The 24,245-nt window shown below is 73.5% G+C and carries 21 protein-coding genes; 7 read left to right on the top strand and 14 right to left on the bottom strand.

What is annotated here, in order from left to right:
- Window positions 1-177 precede the first annotated feature (177 nt).
- From OG711_RS06095 to OG711_RS06085, 3 genes are all read right to left on the bottom strand, one after another.
- Window positions 178-1,608 carry an MFS transporter gene (locus tag OG711_RS06095; protein ID WP_073787165.1) on the bottom strand — a complete coding sequence of 477 codons (1,431 nt, stop codon included), beginning with the start codon at window positions 1,606-1,608 and terminating at the stop codon, window positions 178-180.
- Between the two features lie 515 nt (window positions 1,609-2,123).
- Window positions 2,124-3,017: a hypothetical protein gene (locus OG711_RS06090; protein WP_329558662.1), complete on the bottom strand. Its 894-nt coding sequence runs from the start codon at window positions 3,015-3,017 to the stop codon at window positions 2,124-2,126.
- 18 nt (window positions 3,018-3,035) lie between these two features.
- On the bottom strand, window positions 3,036-3,455 hold the full coding sequence (locus OG711_RS06085) for a hypothetical protein (RefSeq protein ID WP_329558661.1): 420 nt from the start codon (window positions 3,453-3,455) through the stop codon (window positions 3,036-3,038).
- 73 nt (window positions 3,456-3,528) lie between these two features.
- Between OG711_RS06085 and OG711_RS06080 the strand changes: the two genes are divergently transcribed.
- Window positions 3,529-7,587 (top strand): CHAT domain-containing protein, encoded by a 4,059-nt coding sequence (locus OG711_RS06080; RefSeq protein ID WP_329558660.1) that lies wholly within the window; start codon window positions 3,529-3,531, stop codon window positions 7,585-7,587.
- A gap of 46 nt (window positions 7,588-7,633) precedes the next feature.
- On the opposite strand, the gene OG711_RS06075 is transcribed toward OG711_RS06080, so the two are convergent.
- Window positions 7,634-8,083, bottom strand: a complete 450-nt coding sequence (locus tag OG711_RS06075; protein ID WP_245876736.1) for a winged helix-turn-helix transcriptional regulator — start codon at window positions 8,081-8,083, stop codon at window positions 7,634-7,636.
- Between the two features lie 24 nt (window positions 8,084-8,107).
- Between OG711_RS06075 and OG711_RS06070 the strand changes: the two genes are divergently transcribed.
- From OG711_RS06070 to OG711_RS06060, 3 genes are all read left to right on the top strand, one after another.
- Window positions 8,108-8,554 (top strand): YybH family protein, encoded by a 447-nt coding sequence (locus OG711_RS06070; protein ID WP_073787157.1) that lies wholly within the window; start codon window positions 8,108-8,110, stop codon window positions 8,552-8,554.
- A 74-nt stretch (window positions 8,555-8,628) separates the two neighbouring features.
- Window positions 8,629-9,174, top strand: a complete 546-nt coding sequence (locus OG711_RS06065; protein ID WP_178391000.1) for an ABC transporter ATP-binding protein — start codon at window positions 8,629-8,631, stop codon at window positions 9,172-9,174.
- Between the two features lie 170 nt (window positions 9,175-9,344).
- The gene (locus OG711_RS06060) at window positions 9,345-9,827 is read left to right on the top strand and encodes a hypothetical protein (protein WP_329558659.1); all 483 of its coding nucleotides are present in this window, start codon (window positions 9,345-9,347) and stop codon (window positions 9,825-9,827) included.
- Window positions 9,828-10,023: 196 nt separating this feature from the next.
- Here the strand turns inward: OG711_RS06060 and OG711_RS06055 are convergent, their stop codons facing one another.
- On the bottom strand, window positions 10,024-10,776 hold the full coding sequence (locus OG711_RS06055; RefSeq protein WP_073787153.1) for a polysaccharide deacetylase family protein: 753 nt from the start codon (window positions 10,774-10,776) through the stop codon (window positions 10,024-10,026).
- A 464-nt stretch (window positions 10,777-11,240) separates the two neighbouring features.
- Here OG711_RS06055 and OG711_RS06050 point away from each other — a divergent pair, with 464 nt between their 5' ends.
- Complete coding sequence (locus OG711_RS06050) at window positions 11,241-11,816, top strand: AMIN-like domain-containing (lipo)protein (protein ID WP_329558658.1); 576 nt, start codon at window positions 11,241-11,243, stop codon at window positions 11,814-11,816.
- Window positions 11,817-11,889: 73 nt separating this feature from the next.
- On the opposite strand, the gene OG711_RS06045 is transcribed toward OG711_RS06050, so the two are convergent.
- A complete protein-coding gene (locus OG711_RS06045; RefSeq protein WP_329563641.1) occupies window positions 11,890-12,996 on the bottom strand; it encodes a hypothetical protein in 1,107 nt (368 codons plus the stop codon).
- Between the two features lie 510 nt (window positions 12,997-13,506).
- Between OG711_RS06045 and OG711_RS06040 the strand changes: the two genes are divergently transcribed.
- Window positions 13,507-14,433 (top strand): aminoglycoside phosphotransferase family protein, encoded by a 927-nt coding sequence (locus tag OG711_RS06040; protein ID WP_073787151.1) that lies wholly within the window; start codon window positions 13,507-13,509, stop codon window positions 14,431-14,433.
- 84 nt (window positions 14,434-14,517) lie between these two features.
- Here the strand turns inward: OG711_RS06040 and OG711_RS06035 are convergent, their stop codons facing one another.
- The 8 genes from OG711_RS06035 to OG711_RS06000 form a co-directional block, all read right to left on the bottom strand.
- Window positions 14,518-15,141: a DinB family protein gene (locus OG711_RS06035; RefSeq protein WP_329558657.1), complete on the bottom strand. Its 624-nt coding sequence runs from the start codon at window positions 15,139-15,141 to the stop codon at window positions 14,518-14,520.
- Between the two features lie 293 nt (window positions 15,142-15,434).
- Complete coding sequence (locus OG711_RS06030) at window positions 15,435-16,622, bottom strand: 5'-methylthioadenosine/S-adenosylhomocysteine nucleosidase family protein (protein ID WP_329558656.1); 1,188 nt, start codon at window positions 16,620-16,622, stop codon at window positions 15,435-15,437.
- Window positions 16,622-17,233 carry a hypothetical protein gene (locus tag OG711_RS06025; protein WP_245876735.1) on the bottom strand — a complete coding sequence of 204 codons (612 nt, stop codon included), beginning with the start codon at window positions 17,231-17,233 and terminating at the stop codon, window positions 16,622-16,624. Before OG711_RS06025 ends, OG711_RS06030 begins: the two co-directional genes overlap by 1 nt.
- Complete coding sequence (locus tag OG711_RS06020) at window positions 17,230-19,266, bottom strand: dynamin family protein (RefSeq protein WP_329558655.1); 2,037 nt, start codon at window positions 19,264-19,266, stop codon at window positions 17,230-17,232. Before OG711_RS06020 ends, OG711_RS06025 begins: the two co-directional genes overlap by 4 nt.
- 1 nt (window position 19,267) lies before the next feature.
- Window positions 19,268-19,924, bottom strand: coding sequence for a hypothetical protein (locus tag OG711_RS06015; protein WP_329558654.1), 657 nt, complete (start codon window positions 19,922-19,924; stop codon window positions 19,268-19,270).
- Window positions 19,921-21,123 (bottom strand): hypothetical protein, encoded by a 1,203-nt coding sequence (locus OG711_RS06010; protein ID WP_329558653.1) that lies wholly within the window; start codon window positions 21,121-21,123, stop codon window positions 19,921-19,923. The genes OG711_RS06015 and OG711_RS06010 overlap by 4 nt, the downstream gene beginning before the upstream one ends.
- On the bottom strand, window positions 21,053-21,391 hold the full coding sequence (locus OG711_RS06005) for a GTPase (protein WP_329558652.1): 339 nt from the start codon (window positions 21,389-21,391) through the stop codon (window positions 21,053-21,055). The genes OG711_RS06010 and OG711_RS06005 overlap by 71 nt, the downstream gene beginning before the upstream one ends.
- Window positions 21,388-23,394, bottom strand: a complete 2,007-nt coding sequence (locus OG711_RS06000) for an Hsp70 family protein (RefSeq protein WP_329558651.1) — start codon at window positions 23,392-23,394, stop codon at window positions 21,388-21,390. The genes OG711_RS06005 and OG711_RS06000 overlap by 4 nt, the downstream gene beginning before the upstream one ends.
- Before the next feature lie 116 nt (window positions 23,395-23,510).
- Here OG711_RS06000 and OG711_RS05995 point away from each other — a divergent pair, with 116 nt between their 5' ends.
- Complete coding sequence (locus OG711_RS05995) at window positions 23,511-24,230, top strand: NUDIX hydrolase (RefSeq protein WP_329558650.1); 720 nt, start codon at window positions 23,511-23,513, stop codon at window positions 24,228-24,230.
- The last annotated feature ends 15 nt before the right edge of the window (window positions 24,231-24,245 follow it).

The following is a 24,245-nucleotide window of genomic DNA, read 5'->3' as shown; positions in this document are numbered from 1 at the left end:
GTTCCGTCGTGGTGCGGGCCGTCTCGGCGGGGCCGCGGGTTGTTCCGTCGTGGTGCGGGACGGCCGGGAGCGGGTCGACGGGGGTGCGGAGCACCGCAAGGGTTCGTCCGGCGCTCTGCGAGCCGTCGGACGAACCCTTGCCGGTACGGGGTGACCCCGTACGTCACGCCCGGTACGTCACACCCCGGCCGTCTCGTTCCGCGGGGCGGCCGCGGCGGCGTTCGTGGCCTTCTCGCCCTTCATCGCGACGAGCGTGATCACCGCGCCCACGGCGGCGATGGCGGCGGCGCCCAGGAACGCGGCGCTGAAGCCGTCGGTGAGGGCGGGCAGGTTGCCGAGCTCACCGGCACCGTGTGTGGTGGCGAGCGCGGTCAGCGCGGCGAGGCCGAGTGCCGAGCCCACGTTGTAGGTGGTGTTGACGATTCCCGAGGCCAGCCCCGCCTGCTCCTGGGGGGCACCGGCCATGGCGGCGATCATCGCGGGGATGTAGGCGAGCGCCATACCCAGCGCGGCGACCAGCGACGCGGGCAGCACGTCGATCAGGAACGTGCCGGTCGGTTCGACGGCCGACAGCCAGAGCAGTCCGGCCGCGAGGGCGAGCAGACCGCCGACGATCATCGGCTTCGCCCCGAACCGGCCCATGAGGCGTGCGGTGATCGTGGTCATGAAGATCATCAGCAGGATGGTCATGGGGAGGAGCGCGGCGCCGGAGGCGAAGGCGCCGTAGTCGAGGACCTGCTGGAGGTACAGGTTGAGGAAGTACCACATCGGAATCCAGGCGGCACCGAGCAGCGTCATCGCGAGGTTGGCCGAGCCGAGCCGCGGGACCCGCCACACGCTGAGCGGCATGAGCGGCTCACGGACGGACCGCTGGATCACGAAGAAGACGATCAGCAGAAGGGCCGCGCCGATCAGTTCCAGGACGGTGGCGGTGGCTCCCCAGCCCACCTCGGGCGCGCGGACCACGGCGAAGACGGCGAGCGCGAGACCGGCGGTGACGGCGACCGCGCCGAGGACGTCCACGGAGCCGCGCCGGGGCGCGACGGCGGGCAGCAGCTTGGTGACGGCGAGGGTCGCGAGGCCGATCGGGATGTAGATGATGAACACCCACTGCCAGCTCGCCCACTCGGTGAAGACCCCGCCGAGGAAGACGCCCGCGGTTCCGCCGGCGGGCGCCGCGGCGCCGTACAGCGCCATCGCCTTGCCCAGCTCCTTCGGATCGTGCGCGAAGAGCACCATCAGCAGGGTCATGGCGGCGGGCGCGATCAGTGCGCCGCCGACACCCTGGACGGCGCGGCCCGCGATCTCCACCCACGCGGTCTGCGCGGCGGCGGCCAGGACCGAGCCGACGATCATGATCACCCAGCCGGTGGCGAAGACCTTACGGGCGCCGAGCAGGTCGGAGAGCCGGCCGCCGAGCAGCAGCAGCCCTCCGAAGACGATGACGTAGGCGTTGAAGACCCACTGCAACTCGCCCTGCGAGAAGCCGAGGTCCTTCTGCATCTCGGGGAGCGCGACACCGATGATCGAAGTGTCCATGATGACCATGAACTGAGCGGTGGCGAGCACGGCGAGTGCCCACCAGCGCCGGGGATTGATGGTTGACATTGGCCCTGACCCCTCTGTTCTTAATACCCCCTAGGGGTATCTGTGCGCTGCAATGTAACATACCTGAGGGGGGTATGCGGGCGTGGGGTGGGCATGCCAGGGGCACATGCCGGTGGCGAGGGAATGCCGGTGGTCGGCTGCTGGTCGTCCGTGGGCCGGTAGTCCGGTGATCCGGTTGGCCCGGTGCATCGGCGAAAAGGTGAAGCGGTCGGCCGGTGAACTGGTCGCCAGCTGACCGGCGCCTCGGGGTGGCCCGGCGCTGGTCGGCCTGGCTACGCGCCGCCTGGAGCGCGTAGGGAACGTGGGGCGCCTGGGGGACGTAGGGCGCCCGGGGGACGTAGGGCGCGTGGGGGACGGAGGGTGCTTACGTCACGTGAGCCGGCGGCACCAGGTCCGTCCGGGTCCCGGGCCACCAGGGGAACCTGGCCGCCAGCGGCACCACCAAGCCGCCAGGGGAACCCGAATCGCCCCCTGCGCACGGCAAGCGCCGCGCCGCGCGGCCCCGCCCCGCCCCGTCAGTCGCCCTTGCGGAACACCTCGGACATCCGGTCGCCGGACGCGTGGTCCAGCGGTCCGGGGGCGCGCTCCGGTTCCGCCGCCTCGACGCCCGTCCGGACCGCGAGGTCACGGCCGTGGACGTCGACCGCCGCCTCGACGAGTTGCGCGAGCGCCTCCACCGCGTCCCGGGCCCGGACCCGGGAGACCACCGCGCAGCCGACGGCGATCGCGAGCGCCGGCCACCACCACAGGGCGACCACGAGATACCCGAAGGTCCAGGCGGCGAGGCGGGCGGCCGCGGCCACCGAGGCGCGGGCCGACTCGATCTGGCGCTGGGCGGGCTCGGCGAGCACCAGCCACAGCCGTGGCCACACCGCGGCGAGGTCCACGCCGTAGGCGCCGTGCACCCGTTCCGCGGCGGCCTGGAGGCGGTCGCCGTACCAGGTGGGACGGCTCGGGGGCACCAGGCCGACGCGGTCGCGGAGCAGGGTGAGCCGGACGATGTCACGTTCCGTGGTGGCCGGGTCGCGGATGGCCTCGGTGCGCCGCCGGTCCGCCCGCCGGTAGCGGTCCGCCCGCCGCCGGGCCAGGGCGCGCGAGGGAGGGAAGCGCGCCTCACGCAGCCAGTAGCGCTCGATGCCCGAGCCGAGGGACTGGGCGGCCAGCGACAGGGCGGAGGACAGCAGCAGGACGAGCGCGACCACCACCGCGGCCGTCCCCGTGCGGTCCAGCGCGGGCCGTCCGGCGAGCCCGTCGAGCGCGGACCGCAACCGGCCGAGATCGTGCCAGTGCCCGTGACCGAGCGTGACCCCGGTCGCGAGGACGCCGAGGAACAGCGCGCCGGGCAGCACCAGCAGATTGATCCAGCGCTCGGTGAGCTTGCCGCTGAGCGTCGCGAGGAGCGGGTTCACCGCCGGATGTCCATGACGTCAGGGCTCCCGCCGGAGCCGTTCCTTGCGCATCCGTACCCCCGCGACCGCGCACATCGGCGTCGGCCACAGATCCCTGGCCGGTTCGCGGCGCGGGCACCCCGGCTCGCCCGGGCACAGCGCCACCTTGATCTGCGGGCGGAGCCCGGGCAGCGCGGACCCGGACGGCCGGGGGTCCGTCGCGCCCCGTGAGCCGCCGAGCAGCCCGCGGGCGTCGCCCGCCCTGCGCAGCGCCTCGTCGACCGCGTGCAATGCCTCGTCGATCCGCCGCGGATCACCGGACGCGGCGAGCAGCGCCCTGGCGCGCTCCGCGCTCTCGGCCACCCGCCGGTCGCCCCCGCTCCCGCCCGTCTCCCCCAGGAGCAGGCACAACGCCGCGACGGAGTCCGCGCGTTGGCGCTCCCTGTCCGTTGCCGTCATGATCCCGATTGTGCCTCATGGCGGGACGGGAGGCGCAAGGATCACGGGTCACGGAAGGGCGGGGGCGGGGCGGATGGAGCGGAGGGAACGGGACCACCGGCTGCGGGTGGTCCACGAGCGGCTGCTGCGGCTCCAAGAGAGCGGCGACCCCGGGGGCCCCGACGGGCTGTTCGGCCCCGCGGCCGATGAGGAGACCGGGGCCCTGCTGCGGGCGAGCGACCTCACCACGGACCTGGAGGTCCGGTGGGCCGTGGGCTGGCTGTACTGGTTCCGGTGCGGGGCGCTCGGTGAGGGCCGGGGAACCAGGGAGGGCAGCAGCGCGGGAACGCTCCTGTTCCCGGTCTGGGCCGTCGATCCGCGGGCCGTGCCGGAGGAACTGGCGGCCGGGTTCGCCCGTATCCCGTCCGACCAGCGCCCCGACCCGGCGGCAGCGGACGGCCCCGCGGAGTGGCACGTCGTCTGCGAGTCCGCCGTGGCCGCCGCCGGCGACCTCTCCGCCAGGGAAGCGGCGGACGACCCTGCGTCCTCGTACCTGTCCGGCCTGAACGAACTCGCCGAACGGATACGGTCCACGTCCGGCATCGACCTGGCACAACTGCTGTGGACGGGGGTCGCCTCCGGAACCCTCGCCGTACTCGCGACCCGGCGGGACGACCCCGTGTACCCGGCCCGGCTGGGCGCACTGGCATCCGCCCTCGGGACCCTGAGCCGGGTCGACGGCACGACGGAACCACTGGACGAGGCCGTCGCCGTCGGACGCCGCGCCGTGAAGGTGAGCCGGACCGACGACCCCCAGCGCGCGGTCCGGCTGAGCAACCACGGACTCACCCTGATCCAGCGCTACGAGGCGACGTCCGACCCCGAGGACCTGTACGAGGCCACCGGCATCGCCCGGGACGTCCTCGACGGCGCCGGGCCGGGGCACCCCGAGTACGGCAGGTACGCGAGCAGCCTGGCGCACGCGCTGTCCCTGTGCGCGGAGCGGGACGGCGGGACACCCGGACTCCACGACGAGGTGGTGGACCTGATGCGCCGGGCGGTCCCCGGCGACCCGAACGGGCGCGGCTCCGCCCTGCTGAACCTGGGCATCGCGCTCTTCCGCGGCTATCGGCGGACCGACCGGACGGCCGACCTGGAGGAAGCCGTCGCCGTACTGACCCGGGCCCGGACGGAACCCGGTACCACCCCTGAACTGCGGTCCCACGCGGACGAGGTGCTCGCGACGGTCCTGCGCGCCCGCCACGCCCGCACCGGCCGCCCCGCCGACCCCGATGCCGCCGGACCCCGGACGGACCCGGGCACGGGGGTACGCACGGACACCGGCCCGGACGGCGACAGGGACAGGGATATGGTCCAGGCGGCCGGGGCCGGGGACGGGTCCGAACCGGCGCCCCGTGCCGCCATGCGCCTGGTCAACTCCGCCCAGGAACTGCGCGCCCGTCACGAACGCGGCACCGGCGGCCCCGAAGCCCTCAAGGAAGCGGTCGCACGGCTGCGGAAGGCCGTCGCGCTGCTGCCGGACGACCACGTCCGGCGTCCCACCGCCCTGCACGAACTGGGCAGCGTCCTGAGCGTCGCCCACCAGACGGGCACCGGCCCGTACGGTCTCGACGAGGCGGTCGGCGCCCTGCGGGAGGCGGTGCGCCGCACACCCGACGGGCACGGCGAACTCGGCGCACGCCTCATGACTCTCGGCGGCGCCCTGGGACTGCGCTACCGGGTGTCGAACGACTCGGGGGACCTGCGGGAATCCCTGGAGCACCGGCGCCGCGCGGCCGCGCTGCCCGGACTGCCCGTCGAACAGCGGGCCGCGATCCTGGTCTCCTCGGGTTCGGCGCTGCTCGACGCCGCCGAGCGGACCGGGGACCCGGCGCTCGCCGCCCAGGCCGTCCAGCAGATCCGGGCCGGTGCCGAACTGACCCCCGGCACCGACCCGAAGCTGCCCGCCCGGCGGACGAACCTGGCGCTCGCGCTGCTCACGGACTTCCAGCTGACGGGCTCCCGCGCGCGGGTGCGGGAGGCGCGCGAGCTCATGGACGCGGTCCTCGCGGCGCTCCCCGAAGGCAACCCCCGGCGCGCCAACGCCCTGATGACGGCGGCCACCGTCCGCCTCGCGGGGGAGCGGACGGGCTGGTGGTCCGCCGCGCGACGGGAAGCGGCCGGGCTGATGCGGCAGGCCGTACGCGTCACCCCGCAGGGGCACTCCCGGCGCGCGGCCCGGCTGGCGACCCTCGGTTCGGCGCTCCTGCTACTGCACGAACGCACCCGCGCGGCCACCGACCTGGCGGAGGCGGTGGAAGCCTTGCGGGCCGGAGCCCTCGACCCGAGCGGCGCCCCGTCCACCCGGCTGGACGCGGCCCGCAACTGGGGCCGGGCCTGTCTCGCGCTGGGCCGACCGGACCAGGCTCTGGAGGCCTTCACCATGGCGGTGGATCTGCTGCCCTCGGTGTCGCCCCGCCATCTGGTGCGCGACGACCAGGAGTTCGGGCTCGGACAAGCGGTCGGACTCGGCGCGGAGGCCGCCGCCTGCGCCGTCCGCCACGGCGACCCGTCGCTCGCCGTACGACTGCTGGAGCAGGCCCGCGGGATACTGCTCTCCCAGGCGTTCGACGCGGACAGCGACCTGACCGAACTGGCCGCCCGCGCACCCGAACTGGCCGCCCGCTTCGTGCGACTGCGGGAACACGTCGACGCGCTGACGGACGAGAGCCGGATGGACGAGAGCCGGATGGACGGGAGCCAGGCGGATGGCGAGCCCGCCCGCCCCGGGCCGGGAACCGAGCCCCATGGAGAGCCCTCCGGTCCCGGGCGAGGGACCGAACCCCACGGCACCGCCGCCGAGCCCCACGTCATCGCCCCCGAACGACGCCCCACGACCGCCGAACCGCACGGCACGGCCGCCGAACGGCGCGGCCGGGCGGCCACCGAGTGGGACGAGCTGATCACCCGCATCCGCACCGAGCACCCCGGACTGCGCCTCTTCCGGCCGGTGCGCGAGTGGGACGAGGCCGAACTGCGCGCCACCGCCGCCGAGGGACCCGTCGTCCTGCTCTACGTCCCCCCGCCGCCCGAGCTCCCCGGCACGGACTCCCGCGCCCCGGCGGGCGGCGCGCTGATCGTCACCGCGCGCGGCGTCGACTCCTTGCCGCTGCCCGGACTCACCGCCCGGGACGCCGGAACGCTCACCGCGCGGTTCCAGGAAGCGCTGGGCCTGCTGGCCGCCCCCGACTGCCCGCGCACACGCGCGCTGGAGGCCCAGGCCGTGGTACGCGACACCCTCGACTGGCTCTGGACCGCCGTCACCGGCCCGGTCCTCGGACATCTGGGACTGACCGCCGGACCGCCCCCGGGGCAGGACCCGCCCAGGATCTGGTGGTCGCCGGGCGGCCCGCTCGGAGCCCTTCCGCTGCACGCGGCTGCGCCCGACGGCACCGGCTCCGGCGCGCTCGACCTGGTGGTCTCCTCGTACACGCCCACCGTGCGGGCCCTGCGCCACGCCCGCGCCCGGGAACAAGGCCGCCCGGCAGCGGCGGGGCGCCCGCTGATCGTGTCCGTGCCCGAGGCCGAGGGACTTCCCCCGCTGCCCGGGGCACGCGGTGAGGCGCGACTGCTCGCCGGACTCCTCGCGGACGTGACGGTCCTGGACGGTGCCGCGGCCACCAAGGCGGCCGTCCAGCGGCATCTGACGGACCATCCGTACGCGCACTTCGCCTGCCACGCCGTGAGCGACCCGCTCCGGCCCTCGCTGACCCGGCTGGCGCTCCACGGACCCGCCGCCGCCTCCCCCACCGTGCGCGACCTGGCGCGGCTACGGCTCCCGGACGCCCGGCTCGCCTATCTGTCGGCCTGCGACACCCTGCGCACCAGCCCCGAACTGGCCGACGAGTCGGTCCATGTCGTCAGCGCCTTCCAGATGGCGGGCTTCCCGCACGTCGTCGGCTCGCTGTGGAGCGTGGACGACACGGTCGCGGCGCGGACCGCCCACGCCGTGTACGAGCGGCTCACCGCCGCCGGGGGACCACCTGCCGTCAGCGGCACGGCCCGGGCCCTGCACCACGCGGTACGCGCGCTGCGCGCCGACTACCCGCTGACGCCGAGCCTGTGGGCGTGCCAGGTCCACGCGGGCCCCTGAGCGCCCGGCCGTCACCGGGACCGGTTTGGCCGGTCGCCGGCCCCGCTCAGCCCGCTCCACCGTCCCCGCGCTCCGCCGCGCGCAGCGCCTCGATGGCGGAGCCGGTGCGGTACAGCTCGATGAGCAGGGGTCGCAAGGCCCTTCCCGCCGGGGTGAGACGGTAGCGGGTGCGGACCGGGAATCCGCGGAGCCGGTCGTGCGTCAGCAGATCCCGTTCCCCGAGCACCCGCAGCCGTTCGGCCAGCACCTTGGTGCTGATCCGGGGCAGCCGGTCGCGCAGTTCGCCGAAGGAGTGCGGGCCGTGCATCAGTTCGCGCAGTATCAGTGTCGTCCAGCGGCCCGCGACGGCGGTGAGCGCGGTCTCGACCGGGCAGTCCTCGTCCGGTGCCGCGGTGCGGCCCCGCGCGTCCGGCACCAGTTCGCCGTCCCAGTCCGGCGACCGGCCGGACGGCTCCGCCGGGGACGGCCGTGCGTGGGTTTCCGTTTGGTTGGCCACGCGGCCGTCGGTTTGAGTGTCGGCATGAGCAGCGAGTCGAACATCGAACGCGACCATGTCCCCACTGTCCCCCTGACCACTCTCCCGGAGCAACATCCCGCGGTTTTCGCCGAGTCCTTCAACACGGGCAGCCCGGACGCGCTGGCGAGGGTGTACGAAGCCGACGCGGTCTTCGTCCCCCGCCCCGGTGTGCGGACCACCGGGGCGGCCCTGGAAGCGGCGAACGCCGACTTCCTCGCCCTCGGGCTCCCGATCTCCGTACGGACCCGGCACACCTACACGGTGGACGACATCGCCCTGCTGATCGTCGACTGGGTCATCGACGGGCCGGGGCCCGACGGCAAGCGTCTGCGGATGGAGGGGACGGCGACGGACGTGGCACGCCGGGGCCCGGACGGGCTGTGGCGCTACCTCATCGACAATCCGTTCGGCACGGCCCGACCGCCCGTGGAAGCGGGGGGCGCCGGATAGCCCGGTCGCCGGAGCCGGAGTTGCGTCCCGCGTGCGCCCGCCCGGTCGCACGGCTCCTGCTCTTCCAGGACTTCATGAGCCACGACCTCACGGCCCGCGAGAACATCGGCGTCGGCGACCTCGATCTGCTCGACGACCCGGAACGGGTACGGCGGGCGGCCGAACCGGCGGGCGCGCACGACATGGTGACGACCCTCCCACGCGGCTACGACACCCTGCTCAGCCGGTTGTTCTTCGATGAGGGGGAGGGCGACGAGGCCGAGGACCCCGACGCGGGCGTGGTGCTCTCCGGCGGGCAGTGGCAGCGACTGGCGCCGGCCCGCGCCCTGCTGCGGCAGGGCCGGGACCTGCTCGTCCTCGACGAACCCAGCGCGGGACCGGACGCCCGCGCCGAGCACGAGATCCACACGAGGCTGCGCGCGCACCGGGCCGGGGCCACCAGCCTCCTGGTGTCCCACCGGCTCAGCGCCGTACGGGAGGCCGATGTGATCGTGGTGCTCGACGGGGGCCGGATCACCGAACAGGGCACCCACGGCGAACTGATGACGGCCGACGGCGCCTACCAGCGGCTGTTCACCCTGCAAGCGGAGGGATATCTGCCACGGCCCGCACGCAGCTGAGCCCGGTGGCCGTCGGCGGGCGCTCCGGCGTCCACCGCCGTGCGGTGCGCTAGCCCGTTGGAGTGGGGCTCAAGACGAACCCTCGACACCCCTCCTCACCGAAGGTGATCATTTGCTCACGCGATGAGGCCGGTGCCCGTCGGGGCGCCCTCGGTTGAAGGAATGGTGCGATGAAGACGCGTCAAGCGGTATGCGCGATGGTGGCGGTGCTGGCGTTCGCCGGTGCGGGCAGCGCGCAGGCGGTGACCTCGTTCGGCCCCACCGCCGCGACCACGGCGGCCCAGGCCGCCGCACCGGGAGCCGCCGCCTGGCCGACCAGCGACAACATCATCCGGCCGCGCGCGACGATCTGTAAGAACCAGGCGTGGACATCGGGCAACGGACGGGCGGTGCTGCGCCTCCAGCAGGACGGCAACTTCGTCCTCTACAAGGACGGCCGTGCCGCGTGGCAGGCCCCCAACACCTGGAGCCGCGGCAACTGCGCGGTCTTCCAGGAGGACGGCAACTTCGTCGTCTACGACAGCGAGGGCAAGGCGGTGTGGGCGGCCGGCACCTGGAACAAGGGCGCCTACCTCGCCGTCCAGGACGACGGCAACGTCGTCGTCTACGACCGGAACAACCGTCCCGTCTGGGCCACCAACACCGGCGACTGACACCCGCCCCTACCGCGGGCCCCTGCCACTGACCGCTCACCGCTGACCGGTGGATGCGGGAACGCGGTCCGGTGGGCCGGGTTCACGAAGGTGGGAGACACCCCCGAGCGTTTCCGCTCGGGGGTGTCCCGTGTGTGGGGGCGGCGTGTGGGGGCGGCCCGCTCCGCCGTACGGGCCCGCCGCCGGGACCGCTACCTCACCAGCGCGCGGCCTTGGCGTGGAAGGTCAGACCCGGCCATGCCTCGACCGGCTCCGCCGAGCGCACGATCCTGCCCGGGCACAGCCCGCGTTCGGCCAGTCCCTCGACGATCCCCGGGATCGCCGCGAGCGTGTTCTGGAGTCCGTCGTGGAGCAGGACGATGCCGCCCGCCCGTACCGTCAGCGCGTTCGACACGACGGTCTCGGTGGGGATGCCGCTCCAGTCGACCGTGTCGGCCGTCCAGATCACCTCCGTCATACCGAGCCTGGCCGCGTCCTGCCGGGTCCGGGCGTCGGTGCTCCCGAACGGCGGCCGGAAGAGCGTCGGCGCACGGCCCGTCTGCGCCCGGACGACCCGGCTGGTGTCGCGCAGTTCCGCGTACGCGGTGGCCGCGTCGAGCGAGACGAGGTCCGGGTGGGTGTACGAGTGGTTGCCGATGTGGTGGCCCGCGGCGGCGATCCGCCGGGTCCCCTCCGGCGACGCGGCGGCCAGCGCGCCGGTCACGAACCAGGTGGCTCTGACCCGTCCGGCATCACGCAGCGCCTTCAGATAGGCGGTCGTGGAGGCCGTCGGACCGTCGTCGAACGTGAGGGCCACATAGCCCGCGGAGCAGTCGCTTCCCGAGCCGGTCCGCGCGGTCCCAGGACCGTGCCCCGGGTCGGCCTGCGCGGCCCCCGGCACCGCCGCGAACGACATCAAGGTCGCCAGGGCGGCGCCGAACCATATCCGCGACCTGCCTTGCTTCTTCATTCCGGGTCTTCCTTCCGATCGTTGGACCGTCGTGGACGGGGAGACCCGGAGCGGCCCGGAGCGCCGACTCGCACAGCCCCGCCGCCCGCGGGTGGAGTGTCGGACCCGATGTGCCGTTCCGTGCCGCCCTTGTGCCACGCGAGGCCGGGTGCTCCCGCACGGATGTGCGGGCTTCGGCCGGACACCATTGAACGCGAGCCGAACATGCCGCGGAGCCGAAATCCCGGATTCCGCCGGACCGATCGCCGGCTTCAACGGGCGTCCTCGGCAGCACAGTTGCGTACCACCGCCCACCCGGACGACCGGTCACTCTCCGGCGGCGCACGCCCTCGCGTGATACCTAGGGCGACGGCTGAGTACCCGCACGGATGACACCCGGGTCGCGCGGCGCGAAGGTGGAGGCCGCGGAAGGGGCGCACCGCCCCGCCATCCTGGAACCGCGGTCGATCTTCTGGAGGCAAGTCATGGGACGGTTAAGGACCGGCACCGCAGCCCTCGTGCTGGCAGGGGCCGCACTGATCGGGACGGCCGGCGCGGCGGGCGCCGCGACCGGGCAGGCGGACAGGTCCGCCGCGGCGGCGGTGTGCGCCACCGCGTGGGGGAGCGGCGTCAAGTCGGACGCCGACTACGTCAGCGAGCCGCTGAAGAACATCCGCACCGGTCAGCACACGTGCTACGACCGCATGGTCTTCGACATCACCGGCGCCACCGGCACGGCCGGATTCCGTGTGGGCTACGTCGACGCCTTCCACCAGGACGGCACCGGTGACCTCATCCCGGTCAGCGGCGGCGCCATCCTCCAGATCTTCGTGAACGCGCCGAGCTACGACCCCTTCACCGGCGCGGTCGTCTATCCCGGGGTGCCCGGGCAGACCCTGCCGGGGGTGAACATCAACGGCTACCGGACCTTCAAGGACACCAAGTACGGTGCCAGCTACGAAGGGCGGACCCAGGTGGGCCTGGGGCTGCGCGCCAAGCTGCCGTTCCGGGTCCTGAAGTCCGGGGACCAGATGATCGTGGACGTCGCCCACACCTGGTAGGCCGCCCGCGTCCGGTGAGCGGGACGAATCAGGGAGCCCGGCCGCCCGGTCGTGACCGATCGTTGAGCACAGGTCACGACCGGGACGCCGTCACGCACTCGCCGTCCGGGGACGCCCGCAGCAGGTCTGTCATCGACATGCTGCGGTCGTACGGGTCGACCTCGGGAGCGTCGCTCGGCCGGGCGGACCCCTGTCCGGCGCCGAACTCCGCGATCAGATAGCCCCCTGTGTGGTCGTCGCAGCCGCCGTTGGTCATGTCGACCTTGTAGGAGACGAGGGAGGCGGTGTCCCGCTCGGTGATCACCTTCGCGGGATCGTCCCAGCTCAGCACGATCTCACGCCGCACGATCGTGCGTATGACCTCGTCGCTGCCGGCCGCCGCCCGCGTCACGGGGTACACATAGGTGACATCGGTGCTCACCTGGACAGCACCCTTCCCGCCCTCCCGGTACGTGATCCTGCCCCGGGTCTTCACCACGTCCCCGACGAGCCGTGTCCGCGTCGTGTCGAACCGGCTGAAGAGCAGCAGCGGGTCGTCCTCGGCGGTCGGCGCGCGGAACGCGGTCGCCAGGAAGTCCTCGACGTCCCGCTGATGCGGATTGATCAGCGCGATCGCCTCTGCGGGGCGCTCTCCCCGCAGTACCCCCGCGTCCAGGCTGGACGCGGCGAGGAAGTCCCGGCTCCGGCCGAGGGCCCGTGCCACCTGCGCCTCGCTCATCCAGCCGGTCGCCTTGGCCGCGGGCATCGTGATCCCGGCCGTGCCGTCCGCCCAGCGCTCCGCCGGTGACCCCTTGAAGGGTTCGTCCAGGGTGGGCCGCTGGGCCAATTCGGACGGGGGCGGCTGCTGCGGGCGGGCCGATTCCATGGCGATCGGCCCATGGTCCGCCTCGCCGGTGAACCATCCGGTCACCTGCCCCGGTGCCAGCGCCAGGAGCAGCAGGGCGAACACGGCCACCAGCCCGGCCACGTACCAGCCCGTCCGGCGTTTCGGCCGGGCCGGTGTGTACGTACGCCACGGTGTGGGCTCGGCGGGCTCGTCGCGCAGTCGCCGGGCCACGATCCTGGCCCGTGCGGAAGGTTCCTTGGGCGCGTCCGGTGTGCCGTCCACGGATTCCCGGAGGAACCGGTCCCATTCCTCGTCGGGAACGGACGAGCCGTTCTTCTCCCCACCCGCGTTCACGTTGTTCTCCTCGTACCGGCCGCCCCCGCGGCCCCACCCCAGGTCGTCCACCGCATGATCGCACAACGGTTCGGGCGCCGGACGCCCGGCTCGGCAAGCCCTTTCCGCTCGCGCCCCGGCCGCCGGAGCGGGGTTCCGTCCCTGATCAGCGGGTGGGGCGCGCGCGGACGGCGGTGTCGTCGGTGCCCCGCCCCGCCCGTCCGCGGGCCGCGCTTCCCGCGGCTGCGAGCTCCCGCGCCCCGGTGCGGGACCGGCCCGGCCGCGCGCGATATCCGGGGGCGCGGGCGGCTCGATCCGGCTAGCATCCGAAGCCGTCCGCCGACGCGGATCGTTCAGGGACCGGGCCGGCGTGGGCCGTGCCTGGGCCGGAACGGTCCGGTGCGGGTCGTACGGGCCGGGGACGAGAGCACCCGGCCGGGGCGGCAGGTGCGTGGCGGTGGGGCGCGTCAACTCCTCCCAAGGGAGCGGGCGACCGAGCGATCAGCGAATCAAGGAGCCGGGGAAGCGGATATGAGTACCTTGAAGGCCGTCGAGGTCCCGTCGTCGCTGGCGGCTTCTTACGCCGGGAACTTCGGTGCGCCGGGCACGGCGTGGATCGCCGGGCTGCCCGCACTCGCGGCGGGGCTCATGGATCGCTGGGAGCTGGAGCGGGACGGCCCGCCCGGCGCGGGGGAGGCCTCACTGGTGCTCCCGGTGCTGCGCGGGGACGGTTCACGCGCGGTCCTCAAGCTCCAGATGGCCAGGGAGGAGAGCGCCGCCGCGCTCGTCGGGCTGCGCGCCTGGAACGGTGACGGGATGGTGCGGCTGCTCGACCACGACCCCGCGAGCAGCGCGATGCTCCTGGAACGGCTCGACGGCGTCCGCTCGTTGACATCGGTCGAGGACGACGACACCGCCACGGGCATCCTCGCCGCGCTCCTGGCGAGACTGGTGTCCGTCCCCGCGCCCGAGGGGCTGAGGAGTCTCGCCGGGATCGCCGCCGGGATGCTGGAGCAGGTGCCGCGGGCGGTGACGGCCCTGGCCGACCCGGCCGAGCGGCGACTGCTGCGCGGCTGGGCGTCGGCGGTGGCCGAGCTGGCGGGCGAGCCCGGTGACCGGCTGCTGCACTGGGACCTCCACCACGACAACGTCCTCGCCGCGGAGCGTGAGCCGTGGCTCGCCATCGACCCCGAACCGCTCGCCGGTGACCCCGGCTTCGACCTGTGGCCCGCCCTGGACAGCCGATGGGACGACCTCGTCGCGAAGGGCGACCCCTCGCCGGTGGTGCGGCGCCGCTTCGACCAGCTCACCGAGACAGTCGGGCTCGACCGTCAACGGGCGGCGGGCTGGACGCTGGGGCGCCTGCTCCAGAACTCGCTCTGGGACATCGAGGACGGCGCGACCGCGCTCGACCCCTCCTCCGTCGCGATCGCCGGGGCGCTGCGACCTGGGGGGTGAGGGGCCGCAGGGGCCCGCACGAGCGTGTACGTAGAGCTGGGGAGCGAGCGCGCTCCGCACGAGCGTGTACGGGGCCCTGCCGGGTCACTGCCGTGCGCGGTAGCGGTAGAGGTCGCGGATCAGGGCGATCTCGGCTCCGTGGTGCAGCACCTCCTGGTTGACCCACCACACGATGTCGATGAACGGTTCCTCGGCGTCGCTGCCGTGCGGGTACGTGCAGTGGCCCACGGCGGAGAGCGTGGTGTCGTCGGCGCTCAGCAGCGCGTTCCGCCACGCCTCCGCCCCGGTGTCGAACGCCGCGACCGCCTCCGTGACGTTCCCGCTCACCGGATGGACGTCCCGGGTCAGCGTCCGGCTGCCGGTCGTGTGATCCGCGCGCAGGGCCAGCATCTCGCTGAGGTGGCTCAGACGCCACGCGATGGTGGTGAACGGCGGCGGCCAGGGGTGCGGGTAGGCCGCCGCGTCGCGCCCCCACTCGCCGGTGCCCGTCAGCAGGGTCGCGCGCGGCCCGGGGCCGTCCGCGCGCCGCCGCAGCGACCAGCAGTCCGGGACGGGCTCCCAGCGGAACTCCTCGTCGGTCATGGGTCCGACCTCGGTGTCCGTCCCGTCACCGCTGTCCATGACGGGACCGGTCATCCGGGCGGTGAGCCGTTCCCGGGCGAAGTCGAACTGCTCCAGCAACGGGGCCAGACGCGGCGGGATCACCATGAGGGGACACTCCTGTGACGGGCTGCCGGACCTCGCGGGCCGGATCTGCGGACGCGCCAGCCTGTCAGACACCGCACGGCACCGCGCCTCATTTACGCCGCGCCGTCACCGCGGCCACCGCGGCGCGCACACGGACCGCGCGTCAGGTCCCGCCGGACTGCCCGCCCAGGTCCCGCCGGATCACCTGCCAGGTCGCGCAAGGCTGCGCGCCAGGCCGTACCGGGCCGGGTGCCGGGGCTCGGTTGGCGCTGGGCCGGGTGCGGCGCGGCCCAGCACCCGGCCCGGCGGTCCCCTTAGAACAGGCCGGGGTCGTGGTGCTCCGTGACCGGCCCGTGGTGGTCGGTGAACTGCGGCTGGTGGTCCACGGCGGGCTGACCGGACCCGTCATGCCGCTCGTCCGTGTTCGTATCCGTGCCGCCGGGGGACTGCGACGCGTGCCCCGCGTCGGTCTGTTCGGGGGTTCCGTCACGATGGTGGTGCCGGATGACCGCCGCCGCGGTGAGCGCCGCTGCCGCCCCCGCGGGCAGCGCCATCGCGACGGTGCCGAAGGACGCACCGCTGGAAGACCCGGCTGTGCCGGTCGACCCGGTCGACGCCGGGGTGTGCGGCTCGTACGGCACCGGGAGGTGCGGTGACCCACGCCAGGGGAACCCGGGACCGGCGAGCAGTGTCATGAGCAGGGTGGTCGCGTTCCGGACCGCGTAGCCGCGCCACGCGTTGGGGGCGCCGTCGGTGTCGAGGGTCTGGTCGGTCGCCGTCTTGCTCTTCTCGGCACGGTCCGAGACGCCGCGGACCACCATCAGCTCCACCTTGTTGTTCTGGTACACGCTCAGCGCCGCCCCGCCGGCCTCCATCTCCACGGCGGCGCATTTGCGGTCGTGGTTCTTCAGGAGCGAGATGAACGCCTCCGACCCCACGACGACATCGCCGCTGGCGATATGGCCCACGTGGTAGACGGGGGCCTTGGCGGGCCGGGTGCCGGGCTCGATCCGGCACCGGTCGTGCGCGGCCTCGGACCACTCCTCGGCCTTGCGGCGGGTGGCCTGTCTGATGGGGAAGTTCCGGACGTAGCTCAGCAGGGGAGCCGAGGGCTTCCAGTGGGTGCCCGCGATCGAGATCCGGATACGGGACGGATCGTCCGCGTCCTCCGTCGCCTTCGCCGCCTGGAGGTAGTCGATGATCTCCGAGGCGATGACGACATCGCCGAGCCGGATGTCCTTGTCCAGGGCGGCCGCGGTACCGATGACCGCGATCAGCGGGACGTGGAACGTGCTGACGAGGTCATGGGCCGCGAGCGCCCCGTTCGCCAGCCCCATGTCGTGGATGACGGTCAGTATCCCGGTTTCCTGGGTACCGGGGATCACGAACCGGTGGTACACCCGGCCGTTCTCCTCCGTGTCGCCCAGGATGTCGAGGACCGACGCGACGTAGTTGAACTCCTCCCGCAGCGGCACGATCAATCCGACACGTGGCAGGTTCATCACGTGGTTCCTTCCGATGAGAGATCCGCCGCGAGCGTGATGCGTACGGCGAGGACCGCCACGGCCGCGAGTTCGGCGGCCGAGGCGACGAGCAGGGCGGTGTGCGCGGGCCCCGTGACCCAGTGGACGGTCACGGCGATCAGCGCCGGGACGACGAACATGAGCAGATCGACGGCGAGTTGGAGGTGCTTGCCCGCGTTCCTGCGGTGCTCCTCGCGATGGGCGGTCTCCCAGCGCAGCACCTCGGCGCTGTCGGCACCGGCCGCGGCGGCCAGTGCGGGCCGCAGATCGGTACGCAGATAGCGGCCGATGGCGGAGATCTTCTCGTCGTTGACCAGGTACGTCCAGCCGAGGACGATGCACACCGGCGGCAGCAGCAGGACCAGTTCCGTGCGTCCGGCCGTGCTCACGATGGCCGTCGTGGTCGCGGCGAGGGCGGCGAGCGTCGCGTACATCAGGTTGTCCCGCGCGGCGATCCGGGCGCTCTGTTCGCCCTTGAGCGCCTCGTACTCGCTGAGCAGTATCTGGGAGACCGCCGCGGTGTCCCGGGGCGGCGTCCTCCGTTCCGTGCGCTCGTCCGCCGCCCGCGGTGTGCGCCGTGACCGGTTCACAGTCCCCAGCCGGTCCTGATCCCGGCGAGCTCGGCGACCAGTGAGTCGACCTCCCGCAGCGCGAGATCGATCTCGTTCAGCAGCGCGGCGCGTTCCAGGGCGGTCAGATCGGTCGACCGGGCGAGGTCGTCCCGGTCACGGTCGATCTGCTCCCGCTCTTCCCTCAGCCGGGCCTCGATCACCTCGATGATGGCGTCGCGCTCGCGTGCGGCCTGTGCCACGGAATGCTCCACGGCATCCTTGGTGATCAACCCGGTCACCTTGCTGTAGACCTCCTTGACCGCGGCCAGCGTCCTGACCTTGCCCTGGCGCCAGGCGACGAGCCCGGCGAAGAGACTGGCCGCCACCACGATCGCCGTCACCGCGGGGTTCTTGGCCACGGCGGACAGGGCATCGATCGTGGTCCGCATCACCGAGCCGTGGTCGGTCCGCCGGACCGGGCCCCGCTCCTCCTCATTGGCCTTGCGCCGGGCGTCGGCGAACTGCCGGGCGAGCAGGGGGATGCCCGTCATGGCGACACCGGTCAGATACTCGTCGTCCAGCATCGTGTCCGACTGCTTGAAGGGCGTGGGCAGATGTGCGTCCAGCCCGTCGGTGAGGGCGAGCCGTTCGAGGTGGGCGGACACCGCGTCCTGCGGGTTCCTGGCAGTGATCTTCACCACGGCGTCGTCCAGCCGCGTGGCGATGAGCAGCCGCATCTCCGCGAGCACCGTGGGTGGTTCGATCACCAGCCGGGCGGCGGCCTCCTGGAGCTTCTTGGTCTTCATCGACTCGAAATGCGCCAGGTAGGTGCTCTCCAGCAGTTTCACCCGCTCCCGCGCGAGCTCCCGGACCTCGTCCTGGACGAAGGTGGTGGCGGCCTCCAGATCGGGCTTCCAGGTGTCGCCGCCCTTCCCCACCCAGCGGAGCACGTTCTCCTCGCGCTCCCGGATGGCCCGTTCGGCGGCCTCACCAGGACTCAGCAGCGCCTTGCGCTCCACGAGCCGGGCCCGCACGGCCTCCGCCGTGGACTCCGTCAGCCGGAGCAGATCCCGCCGGTGGAGTTCGCCGGCCTGGTCGACGACCTCCTCGCGCAGCAGCCGGGCGAGTTCGGGGATACCGCTGAAACGCATGTCACGGTCCCGGTCCTGGCCCGGTTCGGCGTCCAGCGCGTCGAGTGCGTGCCGCGCCGCGACGCACACGCCCGGTACCCGGGCGAACCGCGCCGCGGTGCCCTCGGCGTCGGTTCCGTCGCCCAGCAGCTTGCGCCAGGTGTCCGGGTCCCGCAGCACCGCGAGGTTCTTGTCGAGGCGGACCTGGGCGTCACTGGTCTGGTCGCGGTGCGTCTGGACGATGACGTACGAGCTGACCCGGTGGACGGACTCGGCGAGGAAGCGCAGTTCGGAGGCGCTGATCGGCTGGCCGGGGCGGATCACGAACAGCACGGCGTCGGTGTTGCTGAGCGCCGCCAGGGTCTGCCTGCGGTGCGCGGGGTCCAGCCCGCCGACACCCGGGGTGTCCGTCAGCCGCAGGCCCTCCTCCAGCAGCGGGGAGGGCAGCGCGACCACGGCCCACAGCACCTGGGCGTTCCGGCCGTGCCGGACGGCCACCTGCTTCTCACCCCGGGTGGTGAGATAGACAAGGAACTCCTCCTTGTCCGCCAGCTCACGGGTCACGGCATCGGTGCCGTCGTGCAGTCCCACGGTGGCCCGGGTGTGCGGACCGTGCCGCAGTTCGACGGTGACGGCGGACAACGCCTCGGTCGCCGCGGGCAGTACCTCCTGTCCGACAAGGGCGTTGACGAGGGTGGACTTGCCCACGGAGACCTCACCGACCACGGCGGCGCGGGCGAACGGTTCCTGCCAGCGGTCGGCGAGGTTCTCCAGCGGGCCCCATACGCTCTCACCGGTCTTGTGCGTCCGGGCCATGTCCACGAGGGACCGGACGATCCTGGTGGCCCGCTCGTCGGAACCGGGCCGCTCGCCGGTCGCGTCGGGTGCGTCGGTCCCATGGGTCCCGCCGGGTGCGTCGGGCCTGTCGGACGGTGACGACATGTCATTCTCCTTCGTTGTCGTACACGGCGACCTGCGCGGGCCGGATGACCGTCCCGGTGGGGCCGGAGAAGCCTGGGGCGAGCAGTTCCGCGACGCGTTCGTGATCGTCCCGCCGCGCTGCCTTCCTGGTGTCCGTCCACCGGTGGGCCAGCGGGTCGAAGGCATCGCCCGGTGCGGGCGAGATGACCCCGATGCCGTCGATACGGGCGACGGCCTTGTGCAGCCTGCGGACGAGCTCCTGGTTGGCGAGCCGGTCCGCCACCGCGAGCACGGCCTTCGCGACCCCGGTGTTGTCGGGCGTGGGCGCGGTGGGCGCGGTGGGCGCGGGGCGGGGGGCCTCGGCCGGGGCGGTGGGGGGCGTCGGGGTGGCCGGGGTGGTCGGGGTGGTCGGTGGGCCGACCGGTGTGGCCGTGGTGTCGGGGGCGGTGGGAACGGGCGTGGCGCTGGGGGCGGACGGAACGGCTTTTCCAGTTGGTGCAGTTGGTGTGGCCGGGACGGCTGGGGCGCTGGGTGCGGTACGGGCCGTCCGGGCGGTGTTCCGCGGCCCGTCCACGTGGGCCGGTCGGTGCCGTGGCCGGTGGTCCAGCACATCCGCGAGCCGCAGCTGCGCGTGCGCGGTCAGCCGCAGCAGGACGGCGATCCCGTGGCCGGCCCTCATGACTCCTCCTGGCGGGTGGTGGTGCGGAGACGATGGCGCGCGGTCTCGATGATGAGGGCGGCGACCTCCCGGGAGCGGGAGTCCCGGAAGGGGTCGGCCTCGTACGCCGTCCACCGCGCGAGGACGGCGCCGGCGTCCACCTCGGCGGCGGTCGTCCGGTCCGCGGTGTCCCCGTCGGCGGCACTCGTGTCCGGAGACGGAGACGGAGACGGAGACGAGGCCGGGGACGGGGACGGGGAGGGAGGCGAGGCCGGGGATGGGGACGCGCCACCGTCCGCCTCCGCGTCCGGCCATCGCAACAGGGCCTGTGCCGCTTCCCGTTCGTGCTCGGTGAGGCCGCTGCCCACGTCGGTGTGGCGTACGAGCCGGGCCGCCGCGCGGCGGTGCAGACCCGAGGTGTGCATCGTCGCGGTGAGGTCCGCCAGCCGGGCACGTACCAGGGCTGCCGGGCCGGGCCTCAGCCGTGCGGCGAGTCGGCGCAGCCTCAGTACGGCGGCGGTGGAGGTGAACAGGTCGCTGTCGTCCGCCAGGTCGGAAAGCACCGCTTCCAGGCTCCGTATCCGTGACATCCGCTCGAACTGCTCCGCCACGGCGCCGGTGGTCGTCATACCGGCCGTGGCCGCGACCAGCGCGGGCAGCCAGGCCGGTGCGCCCACGGCCTGTTCCAGGGCTTTGAGATGCCCCGGCGGCAGGGACGTGCCCGCCTCCTCGGCCAGCCGGTCCCAGGCGGGTGCCGAGCGCCCGTGCAGGACGGGGAGCGTCCGCAGCCGGTCCAGGGTGGCCACGATCCGGTCGTCGACGGCACCGGTGCGGGCGGCGGCGGCCATCAGCTGGTTCACGGCGGCGAACCGGAACGTCGTCGTGGTGTCACCGCGCACCCGCCGCTCGATGTCCTCGACGGCCTCGGGCACCTCGTCCACCTTGGCCATCACCGCCACGATGTTGCCCACCAGGTCGAACGGCCCCGCGGAGAACGCGGCGAGCTCCTCCAGACCTTCCGCCCACTGGTCCACGCGCCCGCCGACCAGCACGCAGACGAAGGCCGCAGCGGCTCCGGTGAGGTCGGAGCCGCCCAGCATCCGCAGGGTCTCCCGGGGGTTGTCGGAAAGGGTGTTGAGGCCGGGGCTGTCACCGAGCATCACCCGGCCCGCGAGCGGGAAGTCGGTGGTGACGGACCGGTGCCCCGGATCGGGGAGCACCGGGTCGGTCAGCTCCGGACCGTGGTACCAGGTGACGGACGGACGAGGTGGTCTCCTCGAACGCGGTGGCCGCCAGCGGTCCGGCGATCAGCGCGTTGAGCAGGGTCGACTTGCCGGTGGAGACATTGCCGACGAGCAGCACCCGCAGCGGCTGGTGGCACTGGGCGGCGATGTCCCGCAGGGTCGGGTCGCCGTGCAGCAGGGGGTCGGCGAGGAGTTCGCGGCAGTGCCGGGCGATCACCGCGCGGACCGTGGGCGCGGCGCTCATACCGACACCGTGCCCAGGCGCAGCCGGTCCAGCCCCGCCCCGGCGCGTGCGTAGACCACGCCCCGGTCCGGGCTCGGATGCAGCGCCTCCGGCCGGTCCAGCCCGATGGCGTCCCGCAGACCGAGCTGGTCACCGGTGTCGGCGTGCAGGGCCCGGTACACCTGGGCCGTCGAGTCGAAGACGACGACGGCGGCCTCGTCCCCGGTGTGGGTGAAGGCGATGGCGCCGTGCGACCGGAGCGGGCGCCGCCAGCGGACCTCGAAGCATCCCGTGCCCGTCCGGTAGGCGACCACCTCGTCCTCGTACGCCACGCAGACGGTGCCGTGCCGGGGTTCGACGGTGAGGGCGGCGCTGTCGGGGAGGTCCAGTTCGGCCCGGCGCCGCAGGGTGAGCACGTCGAACAGCAGGAGCCGGTCCGGCAGCCGGGCGATCAGCCAGGGCTTGTCGGTGAACGACAGTTCGTTCACCAGCTCGGGTAGGGGGAAGGTCCGCCAGTGCCAGCTCAGGGTGTCGACGATCGTGCCCCTTCCGTCCGTCTCGACCCAGGCGATCAGCAGGCCGCGGCAGGCGAGCGCGGACACCGTGCTCCCCGCGGCGCCCCGTGCCGTGGCCAGCCTGCCGAACACCACGCTCCGGCCCAGGCCGCCCGTCCCGTCGACCGTGGTCACGAGGAAGGCGGGGGACGGGCTGGCGAGCACCACCCGGGTGGAGGCGGGGTCGCCGGCGATCCGGGACACGGGCATAGTGGGGCCGTCCGGCGCCCCGCCCTGTGCGGCGTCGCCGTACGCGGGGAGCTGCCAGCCGCGGAGCTCGCGTTCGGGCCGCAGCGCGAGCACCCCGCCGAGCACCCCGACGACGGAGGTGTCGGGATGTCCGAGCTCCAGCACGGCGGGATCGACCGTGAAGGGCCGGGCCGGACGGGGCGCGCGCCCGGTACGTGAGCGGGCGGGGGCCCGGGTGGCGCCCAGGGCGACCGGGCTGCCGTCCACGCCGTCCACCAGATCGATCAGCTCGGCGCCCAGCGAGGCGGCCAGACCCGCCACATGTTCACGGACCTGCGGCACGCGCGCCGCGCCGCCGCTGAGGACGATCGCCCGCGGGCGGGTCCCGTCCAGCGCGGACAGGGCCTCTCGGGCCGCCGCCACGCAGGTCGTCACCAGCGGGTCGATCGCGTCGGCGAAGTCGGCCCGCTGTACCTCGATGTCGAGGTCCCACACACCGAACCCGGCCTCGTCCCGTACGGTCAGGGCGCGCTTGACCTCCTCGGCCTCCTGGCGCAGCAACTCAGGCCTTGTCGCGGCGAGTTCGTCGAGTACGCGCCGTTCTTCGGCGGTGGCGGAATCCCGGACGAGCTGGAGGACCCGGGTGTCGAAGTCGTCCCCGCCGATGAGCCGTCCGGTCTCGTACACGACCTCAGGCGAGCCGTCGCCGCGCCGGTCGAGGAGGGCGAAGTCGAAGGTCGAGGCCCCGAAGTCGAGCACGGCGAAGGGTCCGTCGCCGGGCAGCCGCCGGACGGCGTGCAGTCCGACCGCCTCGGCCTCGCTGACCAGTCCGGCCGACGGATGGCCGGCGGCGGTGGCGGCCTCGGTGAGCACCACCTGTTCGGCGTCGGTCCACAGGACCGGGTGGGTCAGCACGAGACGGGTGGGGGCGCCGTACTGCTCGGTGACGGCGCGCAGGGTGTGGGTGAGGACGGCCGCGACGCCCCGTACCAGTGGCTGTGTGTCACCCGAGGGGAAGTGGACCTCGCGGTGCAGCGGCTCGGTGCGGGCCGCCAGATTGATCTGCTGCTTCAGACCCCACAGGTACCGGCCCTTGTACGGGGCCGCGTCCCGGAGGTTGGCGGCGGCGGTGCCGGTGATCAGGGTGCCGTCCCGGCCCAGCATCAGGGCTGTCGGCCACTCGGGGAAGCCCTGCAACCGGACGGTGACCGCGTCCGCGGTGCCCTCGGCCAGCACGGCCGACTTGGTGGTGGATGCGCCGACATCAACGGAGACGATCATCGAACTCCGGCCCCCCGGGTGATCGCTGAGAAGAGGGCCGCCCCCCTTCTTGTCAGAATGAACTTAAGTGCCGCCCCTGCTTATTGTCAATCCAACAATTAGTTAGTATCCGTTCCGTGACCCCCACACGACGTGATCGTCTGCTCGTCCATCTCACCGCCGACCTGGTGATCCTCACCATCCGTGCCGGTGTCCTCCATGTGCTGCTGGTGGAGCGGGGGACCGTGCCCTTCCTGGGGAGATGGGCGCTGCCCGGGGGGTTCCTGCGCGGCGCGGAGACGCTCGACGGCACCGCGGTCCGGGAGCTGCGGGAGGAAACGGGTCTCGACGCCGAGCGGTTCCACCTCGAACAGGTCGGGGTCTACTCCGCGCCGGACCGCGATCCCCGGGACCAGCGGATCGTCACCTGCTCCTACCTCGCCATCGCGCCCGACCTGCCCGTGCCCACCGCCGGATCGGACGCCAGGGCCGCGGTCTGGCGCCCGGTGGACGAACTCCTCGACGACCCCGAAGGGCTGGCGTTCGACCACGGCCGGATCCTGCGGGACGCGGTCGATCAGGCCCGCACCAAGCTCCAGTTCACCACCATCGCGACCAGCTTCTGCCCGCCCGAGTTCACCGTCAGTGAGCTCCGTGAGGTGTTCGAGGCCGTCTGGGGCGTCAGCCTGGACCGCCCGAACTTCCACCGCAAGGTGACCGACGCCGAAGGCTTCCTGGCCCCGACCGGCCGCCGCCGGGCCTCCGCGGGCGGCAGACCCGCCGCGCTCTTCCGTGCGGGGCCCGCGACCGCCCTCATGCCGCCGATGCTGCGCCCGCCGGGGGGTTCGGGCCGCTGAGTCCGGGTGCCGGTC

It is taken from the genome of Streptomyces uncialis (assembly GCF_036250755.1).
Lineage (GTDB): Bacteria > Actinomycetota > Actinomycetes > Streptomycetales > Streptomycetaceae > Streptomyces > Streptomyces uncialis.
This window is presented reverse-complemented; position numbering and strand designations above follow the sequence as displayed.